We start from the raw sequence: 9,911 nt of genomic DNA, 5'->3' as shown, positions 1-9,911 counted from the left end.
TAGCGGTCATGCCGCCATGCTGGAAGCCTGACGCAGGGTCAAGGTCAAGCCAGTGCCCGCAGGAGACCTTTCTGGGCAACTCGATGAGATCCAGGAACCCTGCGTGTGCACCGACTCCAGCCAACGGAACCGCACGCACATGCCACGATCCGAGCACCGCTCCCCCGCGGCGATCGCCCGGTGACAGAACGGCGCCGGATGCCTGCGGCTATGACGCTGACTGGAGGGCCAGGATCAGTCGCTTTCAGTGACGGTCATGCCGATGGGGAAATAGGGGGCTGTTGCGTAGGCGAGGTCTGGCGTTCTGGGCTGTGGGGCTCCCGAATCCCGATTTGGGCGGTGACCTGCGTGTTTGCCTGCGAGACGGGGTCCGTGTCGGGCAGTCTGGATCGTCATGGTGTGGTCCCTGCTCTACGCCCTGACACGCAACGCTCTGGGACTGATGTTGCTCGCGCGGGGACATTGCGAAGGACGTCGAGCTTCTCCTCCTGCAACATCAGGTGGCGGTGCTGCGCCGGCAGGTGAACCGTCCAACCCTGGAACCGGCAGATCGGGTGATCCTCGCAGCCCTGTCCCGGCTGTTACCGCGGGCTCGCTGGGGTTCATTCTTCGTCACCCCAGCCACCGCGCTGCGCTGGATAACACACAGTCACCACCGACTGTGCACCAGAGCCGAAGGTCGGACACTCCCAGTTCTGGCACACCGCATGCTGTCGGGGTTCCGCCGGAGACGGTCACGGGGTTCTGGTGCTGGCGGCCTTCGGAGGCTCGGTGACGCCTGGCGGTGTGTCGATCAGCCAGGGGACGCTGGTGACGGCGACCCCGGGTTGGAACAGTAGCCGGGCCTTGATCCGCAGGGCGCTCTGGTTGTGCAGGATGAGCTGCCACCAGCGGGTCGCCACGTATTCCGGGATGACGACCGTGACGACGTCGCGGGGGCTGGAGCGGTGCACGGAGCGGACGTAGTCGAGGACCGGGCGGGTGATCTCGCGGAACGGCGAGTCGAGCACCCGCAGTGGCACGTCCACGCCGTGGCTTTCCCATTCGTCCAGCAAGGACTGGGCCTCCTCGGCAGTGACGGCGACGGTCACCGCCTCCAGTACGTTCGGGTTCAGCGCGCGGGCGTACGACAGCGCCCGCACGGTGGGCAGGTGCAGCCGGGAGACGAGCACGATCACGTGGTTACGGCTGGGCCGGGTGAGTTTGACGGCGTCGGGTGGGGCGAGTTGCTCGGCGATCCGGTCATAGTGCCGCCGGATGCCGCGCATCATCAGGAACAACAGCGGCATCGCGATGACGACGATGTAGGCCCCTTGCAGGAACTTGGTGGCCAGCACGATGATCAGCACGAGGCCGGTGACGCTCGCGCCGACCGTGTTGATGAGTTGGGAGCGCCGGACCCGCCGGCGCGCCAGCGGGTCCGCTCCCACCGCGACGGCCGACGCGGCCAGCTCCTTCTGCCAGTGCCGCACCATGCCGGCCTGGCTGAGGGTGAAGGAGACGAACACGCCGATGATGTAGAGGTGGATCAACTTGTTGGTGTCCGCGTCGAACGCGATCAGCAGCAGCGCGGCGGCCAGAGACAGCAGCACGATGCCGTTGCTGAACACCAGCTTGTCGCCACGGTTGTACAGCTGGCGGGGCAGGAACCGGTCGCGGGCCAGGATCGAAGCCAACGCGGGGAACCCGTTGTAGGCGGTGTTCGCGGCGAGGATGAGGATGCCGGCGGTGAACACGGTGTTCCAGTAGAAGAAGAACGTCTTCCCGAACACCGCCTCACTCACCTGAGAGATCGCGGTGGGCACGTCCGCGTCGGCCGGCAGGCCGACGTACTGCGAGCTGCTCTCCGCCATGTGCACGTGGCTGACCAGCGCGAGCACGGTGATGCCGACGAACATCGTGACCGCGAGGAACGCCATCCCCGTCAGCGTCTGTGCGGCGTTGCGGCTCTTGGGACGGCGGAATGCCGGTACCCCGTTGCTGATCGCCTCGACGCCGGTGAGTGCGGTACAGCCATTGGCGAAGGCCCGCAGGATCAGCAACACCGCGAGGATGCCCGCGGTGTGCCCGGTGGACCTGATGGTGTAGTCGGCGCTCTCGGCCCGCAGCGGATGTCCGGCCAGTCCCTTGTACGCCGCCCAGGCGAACATCACGTAGACGCCGAACACGAACCCGTAGGTAGGGATCGCGAACACCTGCCCGGACTCGCGCACCCCGCGCAGGTTCATCAGCATCAACAGCGCGACAAACCCGAGTGAGATCGGCAGGGCGTCGGGCGCCAGCCGCGGAGCCGCGGACGTGATGTTGCTGACGCCGGCGGCAACCGACACCGACACGGTCAGCACGTAGTCGACGAGGAGCGCGCTTGCGGCGGCCAGCCCGGCTGTCCGGCCCAGGTTCTCCGAGGCGACCACGTACGCGCCACCGCCGTTTGGGTAGGCATACACCGTCTGCCGGTACGACAGCACCACCACGACCAGCAGCACGGCCACGGCTGCGGCAATGTACGGGGCGGTGTGGTAGAAAGCCAGCCCGCCGACGGACAGCGCCACCAGGATCGCCTCGGTCGCATACGCCACCGACGACAGCGGGTCGCTGCAGAACACCGGCAGCGCCAGCCACTTGGGCAGCTCGGTCTCCTGCAGCCGGTCGGAACGCATCGGCCGGCCCACCAGCAGCCGCTTGGTCAGGTCACCAGCCATCTGAGATCCCGTCCCCGCGCTCAGCATGGCCAACCATCACGGATCAGACCTCCTCGTTACCAGCCGATGGCACGACCACCGCGGCGATCCGACGCTACCGGTGCACCTCTTGATCAGGAGCCTTGATCAAGAACCGTGAGCGCACGACCATACTGGCCCTCAGCCTGGACCAACCCCGGACACTGCAGCCCAAGACAGCCGCCGTCCTGGCACTGGCCTACCCGCCTCGTCGATCTCCACGGCGGCAAGTGCGATACGGCAGCATATAAGTATTGCTGTGGGCTAATGGCCCGTGAGAAACCGACGCCTTCCCGTCAAAAGCCTGTCCTCTCGTCCGGGCACGGGGAGCCGCCGCCGTTGGCATTTTCTACCCGGTCGCGATGCGGGGGAGTTCGGCCTCGCGGCATCCATCGGGACACTGGTTACGGCGGCACTCGCCGCAGTCGCGGCCCCTACGTGATTCTCCTGATGATTGTCGCGCCGTACTTCACGGGCCGGATGTGGGCCGGGTGAGCGGCTGCTCGGTCAGGCAGGCGACGTCGCTGCGGTGGTAGCCATCCTCACGGCCCGGCTACCGGTGGATCAGTCGACGTCGTGGGGCGGTCGGCTCACCACGGACTGATGCCTCGGGTGGGTGGTCCCCGAAGCCGGCGGAAGCAGGACGACCTCGGCGGTCAGGGTTGCCAGGCACCTGGGTCCGCCGGCCTGGTCTCGGTCGTTTCCACGGGAAGGATGCTGCGTAGTGCACCACGAATGGGTGGTTCGGTGCAGGCGGCCGCTGCGCGACCCGGACGCGGTCGAACTTGACGATGACGACGGCGGGGAGGAGTGAGCCGGGCTAGGTGGAGTCCCGGCTCGCCGCCCTTGTGGGACGCGGGTGCTCACTGTCCAGGACCGGCGCTCTCAGATATCGGTATCCGATGCCGCCTCGAGCTCGCGGCGCAGCTTATTGATGTAGAGGCGCAGCGACGAGCTGTCCTCGGCGTATCCGGGCCCCCAGACCCGGCTGATCAGTTGGTGGTGGCTGACCAGTTTGCCGGGATGGCGGACCAGCGCCTCCAACAACCACCACTCCGTCGGCGTGAGCCGCAGGCCAGCAGGCCAATCCTCCTCGCCGATCGTGGGGGATGAGGTCGGATCGCCGGGGTGATTCCGCAGGCTGATCAGCCTTTTCGCGAGGTCGATCCCTACCGGCCAAGCTCGACCACCGGCCCGGTGGCTATGTCACCGAGAACGTTCCCACTTACGAAGCCAGCCCGGCATCGGCGCCAGCACCACGGCGAGTCATAGCCCGGATTCATCCCGCGACGGCCTGGCGCCGCTACGCGCACCGCCCAGTCCAGTCCAGCTCAGATCCGGCCGGTCCCCGGCCGCGGCCGGGGAAAAGGACCCGTCGCCCCAATACCGAGCGATGACCGGCCGGCGTGCAGGACGGATGGGGCGGCGACCCGCCGCAGCGACAGCAGCCGCGCCGACCAGGTGACCAGCCACACCGTCGCGAGTACCGCCACGACCGGCACGTCGACGCGTGGATGCAACGACAGCACGCCGGCGGTGTTCTCCCGGAACCCGTTGACGCACAGCCACGACGACACGACGGCCACCAGGCCCGCTCCGGCTCGGGCCATCCACCCGACCGCCGCCACCACCATCGCGAACACCGCCACCTCCGCCGCCAGCGGCACCGCCGCACCGAACGGCACCAGCACCCCGCCCACGATCAACGGACCGAAGTACGCAAATGCGGCGGCCAGCCCGGACGGACACCGCGGATCACCGTCCCGTCCCGCATCAGCCAGGTCAATCCGGGCGGCTGACTCCGATTCCGCCGGCCGATCATCGGGATAGGGCAGCCAGAACCCCGCGACCCCCCGCTCTTCGTCGGCCACAATGATCACCCCGCGTCGACAACTCGATGGCTACCACCGCAGTCAACCGCGCCAGACCGCACAGTTGGCGATCACTAACAGGATGCTAACGGGAACCCGGCCGTTTCTAACACGCCGCTAACAGCGATCGCCGGTTCCGGTGGCCGCGTACCGCGGTGCGGGGGAAGCCCACTCCGAGCGGATCGTGCCAGCCCAGTGAGCCTTTCCGCGCAACGATCCGCCACTTTCTGTAACCATCGCGGGGTGTGGTGGGCGGGTGCGGCACGAGGGGGCGGGAGAAGAGGTAACGCGGGGCCCCGGTATGAAGGCTTCTCCGACCAAAGATCAACCCCAGGGGAGCCCCGCGTCGCGATGAGTGTGACATACATGGCCGGACTGCCCGTCGGCGAGCACACCGTTGACCGCCTGGCCGAGCTGCGGCGTATTCCGGCCGATCCCCTCATTAGGGCAATGTCGGGCCCGCGACTGGGTGAGGTGCCTGGCGACCACCCCTGCCGACTCACGATCACCGACTAGCGACGCCCACAGATGGGCCCGGGAGAAAACTCGGGGGCGACTACTACATCCAGCGCGGCTGACCCAACCCCGAACACCAGCCCTTCGGACAAGTCACTTCCCGGACCCGCCGACACCGACTCTACGACGCCAGCATCGGCCGCTTGACAAAAACAGAGGAACCCAGAATGTCCGGACTCCAGAGACTCCGGGAGGATTCACCCCTCCCAGTTTGGAGACAGGCCTGTTCCGGCGCGATCATCAGCAGTCGCTGCCTTGGAACGGGTCCCGACCGATCAGTGCCAGTGCATCCCACAGATAGTCCTGACGCCCCCACACGGGATCGATGGCCGTGATCTGATAGGCGCGGCCCAGGCTCGCCACGGCGCGGCGGTTGCACCCACCACAGGTGCCATAGAGATATCTGATGTCTGCACGTGTGTGGTAGTGCCCGGCCGAGGCGACCGGCCCGCCAACGTTAATCTTGACTGCGATGTCCACCGACCTCTGCGGCCGGATGCTCCCACGGGTCACCGACCACGCCGGTGGGTTAACGATCAGCACGATGTCCGTGCCCAGCAGCGCGCGGCTGATCGTCCGCGCGCCGGCTCCGTCCGCGAACCCCTCAACAAACGCGCGCTGGCCACACCCGTCCGCGGTGAGCCGACCGGGCTGAAAAGTCAGGGTGACGAGTCCGCGGCGGTTGGTCGCGGCCAGCTCGGGGGCGATCGTCCGGGTCTCCTCGTCCAGCGTCCCGCCATAGGCTGGCCCTGCGGCGATAGTGCCCTCGAGCCAGCGCGCGGTCAGCTCGCCCAGTTCGCACAGATTTCGAGCGGTTAGCCAGTTCAGAGGTGTAATTTGTGCGGTTCTCATCTTGATGCGCTCCTCTGCGCGGCGAAGGTACGGTGCCAGAATTCGGCCTGGTTTCCGATTTGCCCCGCGACGGGACTATCGCCGGCATGGTAGTCAGCCGTATCCGCGCATGTCCGGTCTGATCTTCGGTCGCGGTCACGGATTGGTTCGGCCCGGCCGTTCGCTGGCGTCCAGGAAAATCGAGATGCCGGCGCTGCGGCGCGAGGTTGCGGTCCTGCGCCACGACGGTCCGATGTCTCGGTGAGACTCGGATATCAGGGCAGCCACGCCGCAGCGATCAGGATTGTTCCCGGGGCTTTTCGGGTGGACCGGTTGGTCGCCCCTTGAAAGTCTTGATTGGCATAGTCTGGGATCCGGAGTCTGCGCGACAGATACGGACGAACCACTTAAGAGTTCCAGGTCGACACTACTATTCCAGTTCTTCCACCCCACGAAAGGGCCTGATCGGCTCAGCGCGGCCAGGTCCGGTATCCAGGCCCAACCAGCTATGACTATGGTGCAGGCCTGTTCGCAGGGATGTCTCCCGCACCGCCCAGACGGTCAGCCAGACGGCAGTCAACGCGAGCAGGACAGGGAAGTCGATCGCCGGGTGCGGTAGGAGGACGCCACGGTCGTTGAGCCTGATGCCGTTGAGGCACAGGCAGGACGAGACGACGGCGAGTGGACCAGCAGCAGGTCGGGCAGTCCATGCAACGACCGCGACAGCCAGTGCGAGGAGCGCGATCTCCAGATTCAGGGGAATCAGCTGCTCCAGGGGAACCAGTACGCCGCAGATGATCAGTGGGGCCAGGAAGGCGAGTGGGGCGGCGAGGTCAGCCGGGCAGCGTGGGTCCCTGGCACCGCACGGGCCGACTGGACACTGCGGGCTGTTGCCGGAGCCTCGGACAACCATGACCAACCGCGTGGAGACAGTAGCACCAGGAGCGGCGGAACCGTGGTGAGTCGTGGATCCCCCGGCGGAGGCCGGATGGTCGTCGGGGTAGGGCAGCCAGGCGACGGAGGTCTGCCGGCATCCCATGGTGATCACTTCCCCTGGTCGTCGGGGACACTGGCCGGCTGGGTCTGTGAACTGGCGAGGAGCGACCTGACACGGGACTGCGTGGTGTTCAGCGCGTCCGCGATCCGTTCGATCGGCCAGCCGCGGTCGGTGAGGTCGTGGATGACGTCCGAGAGTGTCGGCCCGTGGTCGGCTGACTCCGCCCCGATGACGGGTTCCTGGCGGGCGGTGGGTACTTCTCGCACAGCGTCATGGCGGCGCGGGCCGCGGCGGTGGGGCCAGCCGGTCATGAGCCTGGTCCTTCCGTGAGGCCTGTGGTGGTGAGAGGCGGGAGAAGGCGTCCGTGGCGGTGGGCCAGATCGCCGGCCCGGCCATGGCGGGCGCCGCCGGATAGGCGCGGGCCGCCGCGGCGGGAGCCGGCGCGACGCGGCCCGGTGCCGCTACCAGCCGACGTCTCGAGCAAGGAGGTCCTCCTCGGTCTCCCGCCGCACGAGCAGACGGGCCTCGCCGTCGACCACCGCGACCACGGGCGGGCGGCCGACCAAGGTTGTAGGTGGAGGCGAGGCTGTGGTGGTACGCGCCGGTGCAGGCGACGGCGAGCAGGTCCCCCGCCGCCACGTCCGCCGGCAGCGGCACGTCGCGGGCGAGCACGTCGCCGGACTCGCAGTGCCGTCCGACGACCGTCATGGTCCGGGCGGGCGCCTGGCGTGGCCGTCCGATCAGCTCCACGGTGTATTGGGAGTCGTAGAGAGCGGGTCGGGGGTTGTCGCTCATTCCGCCGTCGACGGCGACGAACGTGCGCCCCCCGGGAACGTGTTTGACGGTGACAGCGCGGTACAGCGTGATTCCGGCGCGGGCGACCAGGGCACGGCCGGGCTCGACGGTGACTACCGGTATGGGCAGCCCGCGCTTCTCGCATTCGTACGACAGCGCACCGGTCAGCCGGTCGTGATACCCGGCGAGGTCGAACTCGTCATCGGCCTCGACATAACGGACAGCGTGACCGCCGCCCAGATTCAGCTCGGAGAGAATCACACCTTCGGCGTCACGCAGATCGGCCAGCAGGCCGACCATGCGCCGGGCCGCCTCCTCCAGAGGCCCGACGCGGGTGAGCTGTGATCCGAGGTGGCAGTGCAGTCCGACCAGACGCAGGCCCGGCTGCGCGAGCACCCGGCACGCCGCCTCGGCAGCGGCACCGCCGGCGAGGGAGAAGCCGAACTTCTGGTCCCCGACTCCGGTGGTGAGGGCCCGGTGGGTGTGGCCGTCGACACCGGGGGTCACCCGGACGAGCACCTTCTGGCCGTTGCCGAGCATCCCGAGCTGGTCGATCTCGTCGAAGGAGTCGACCACCACCCGGCCGACCCGGTACGCCAGCGCCGCCTTGAGATCCTCTGGTGTCTTCGCGTTGCCGTGCAGGAGGAAGCCGGCGGAGCGGGCGAGGCGATCTCCCCGGCCGAGCACACGTCGAGTGACAGCCCCTCCTGGGCCGCCCAGAACGCGACGGCCCGGGTGAGTAGAGCCTTGCCCGCGTAGCAGATCTCCGCGCCCGGCAGCGTCGCTCGGTACCGCCGGCAGGCCCGGCGAAACGTCGACTCGTCGAGGACGTAGGCGGGGGTTCCGAACCGTGCGGCCGCCTCGGACAGGGCGACCCCGGCGACGCTCAGCTCGCCGCGGCTGTCGAGTTCGGCCCCGTCCGGCCACATGCCTGGCGTCAGGCGCGACCGCAACGAGGCCCGCATACTGGGGATCAGATCACCCAAGGTCATGACATGCCCCTTCCGTTCGGGCTATCTGCTTCGTGGGCACCATTGGACTGCCCGCGGCGAGGAGAAGGAAAGGGCTTCTAACAGAACTCTCACACCAACACGGCAATTTTCAACGGGCTTCTAACATCGACTTCTTGATGGCACGCCTCATCCCCGCCCGCCGAAACAGCAGAACGGCGGGCGGGAAGACGGAAAGGACAAAACAGTCGGGCGCTCTCGGGAGGGTAGGAGATGGGCCGGCGGCGAGGACGCCACCGGCCCGTCTGCCCCTATGGCTGGTAGCGGTAGCCCATCCCTGGTTCGGTGGTGAGGTGGCGCGGGCGGGTGGGGTCCGGTTCGAGCTTGCGGCGCAGCCGGTTGATGTACAGACGTAGGGACGAGGTGTCGTCCGCGTAGGCCTTCCCCCAGACCTGGCTGACCAGAGCCCGGCTGCTGACGAGCATGCCCGGGTTGCGCAGGAGGGCTTCGAGCAGCCGCCACTCGGTCGGCGTCAGATGAACGGGTTCGTGACCACCGTCTCGGGAGGTGACCGACTTGGCCATGAAGTCGACGCGGTAGTTGCCCACCTCGGCGACCGGGCCCGTGCGGACGGCGCCGCCTCGCCGGGTGACGGCGCGTAGTCGGGCGAGGAGTTCCTCGACGGAGAACGGTTTGGTGATGTAGTCGTCGGCACCGGCGTCCAGGGAGGCGATCTTGTCGTGTCCGGAGGTGCGGCCGGACAGGACGATGATCGGGACACTGGTCCACTCGCGCAGGCCGCGGATGACGTCGATGCCGTCCATGTCGGGCAGGCCCAGGTCGAGGACGACGATGTCGGGCGGGTGCGCGGCGGCCTCGGTCAGGGCGTGCCCGCCGTCGACCGCCGTGCGGACCTCGTATCCCTTGGCGTGCAGGGTGATCCGCATCGCGCGTAGCAGCTGCGGTTCGTCCTCGACGAACAGCACGCGGCCACCGTGATGTGGGTCAGGTCCGTTGCCCATCAGCCCGCTCCTGTCAGTGCCGGCGCGCTCCTCCCGGCGCATCCCCCATGCCCAGGATCTCAGCCGGCTCGGGGTGCCGCGGTGGCGCGGTCGAGGTCGAGGTTCAGCTCGAGGACGTTGACGCTCGGTTCTCCGATGAAGCCCAGGGCCCGGCCGGTGGTGTTCTCGTTGACGAGGTCACGGACCTTGCCGGCGGGCAGGCCGCGCTC

The 9,911-nt window shown here is 68.0% G+C and carries 7 protein-coding genes and 2 pseudogenes; 1 reads left to right on the top strand and 8 read right to left on the bottom strand.

Going from position 1 to position 9,911, the window contains the following annotated elements:
• Positions 1 to 352 precede the first annotated feature (352 nt).
• Positions 353 to 638 (top strand): annotated as a pseudogene (locus MXD62_RS26075) (helix-turn-helix domain-containing protein); the annotation flags it as partial.
• Between the two features lie 96 nt (positions 639 to 734).
• On the opposite strand, the gene MXD62_RS26070 reads toward MXD62_RS26075, so the two are convergent.
• The 8 genes and pseudogenes from MXD62_RS26070 to MXD62_RS26030 all read right to left on the bottom strand — a co-directional run.
• Positions 735 to 2,702, bottom strand: a complete 1,968-nt coding sequence (locus tag MXD62_RS26070; RefSeq protein ID WP_248832061.1) for an APC family permease — start codon at positions 2,700 to 2,702, stop codon at positions 735 to 737.
• Positions 2,703 to 3,605: 903 nt separating this feature from the next.
• Positions 3,606 to 3,794: a winged helix-turn-helix domain-containing protein gene (locus tag MXD62_RS26065; RefSeq protein WP_285224188.1), complete on the bottom strand. Its 189-nt coding sequence runs from the start codon at positions 3,792 to 3,794 to the stop codon at positions 3,606 to 3,608.
• Between the two features lie 257 nt (positions 3,795 to 4,051).
• A complete protein-coding gene (locus tag MXD62_RS26060; protein ID WP_248832059.1) occupies positions 4,052 to 4,591 on the bottom strand; it encodes a hypothetical protein in 540 nt (179 codons plus the stop codon).
• Positions 4,592 to 5,347: 756 nt separating this feature from the next.
• Complete coding sequence (locus tag MXD62_RS26055; RefSeq protein WP_248832058.1) at positions 5,348 to 5,959, bottom strand: hypothetical protein; 612 nt, start codon at positions 5,957 to 5,959, stop codon at positions 5,348 to 5,350.
• A 1,023-nt stretch (positions 5,960 to 6,982) separates the two neighbouring features.
• Positions 6,983 to 7,246: a hypothetical protein gene (locus tag MXD62_RS26050; RefSeq protein WP_248832057.1), complete on the bottom strand. Its 264-nt coding sequence runs from the start codon at positions 7,244 to 7,246 to the stop codon at positions 6,983 to 6,985.
• A gap of 150 nt (positions 7,247 to 7,396) precedes the next feature.
• A pseudogene (gene lysA, locus MXD62_RS38900) lies at positions 7,397 to 8,722 on the bottom strand (diaminopimelate decarboxylase).
• A gap of 269 nt (positions 8,723 to 8,991) precedes the next feature.
• Positions 8,992 to 9,702 carry a response regulator gene (locus MXD62_RS26035; RefSeq protein ID WP_248832056.1) on the bottom strand — a complete coding sequence of 237 codons (711 nt, stop codon included), beginning with the start codon at positions 9,700 to 9,702 and terminating at the stop codon, positions 8,992 to 8,994.
• Between the two features lie 59 nt (positions 9,703 to 9,761).
• Positions 9,762 to 9,911 (bottom strand): potassium-transporting ATPase subunit C (locus MXD62_RS26030; RefSeq protein WP_248832062.1); only part of this gene is annotated, 150 nt, incomplete at its 5' end.

This window comes from Frankia sp. Mgl5, assembly GCF_023242985.1.
Classification (GTDB): Bacteria; Actinomycetota; Actinomycetes; order Frankiales; family Frankiaceae; genus Parafrankia; species Parafrankia soli.
The sequence above is the reverse complement of the archived record's forward strand: the minus strand, read 5'-3'. Positions and strand labels throughout refer to the sequence as shown.

Coding starts and splice junctions, on each gene's coding strand:
- MXD62_RS26070 (WP_248832061.1), bottom strand. CDS start 2,702: ATGGCTGGTGACCTGACCAAGCGGCTGCTGGTGGGCCGGCCGATGCGT.
- MXD62_RS26055 (WP_248832058.1), bottom strand. CDS start 5,959: ATGAGAACCGCACAAATTACACCTCTGAACTGGCTAACCGCTCGAAAT.
- MXD62_RS26050 (WP_248832057.1), bottom strand. CDS start 7,246: ATGACCGGCTGGCCCCACCGCCGCGGCCCGCGCCGCCATGACGCTGTG.
- MXD62_RS26035 (WP_248832056.1), bottom strand. CDS start 9,702: ATGGGCAACGGACCTGACCCACATCACGGTGGCCGCGTGCTGTTCGTC.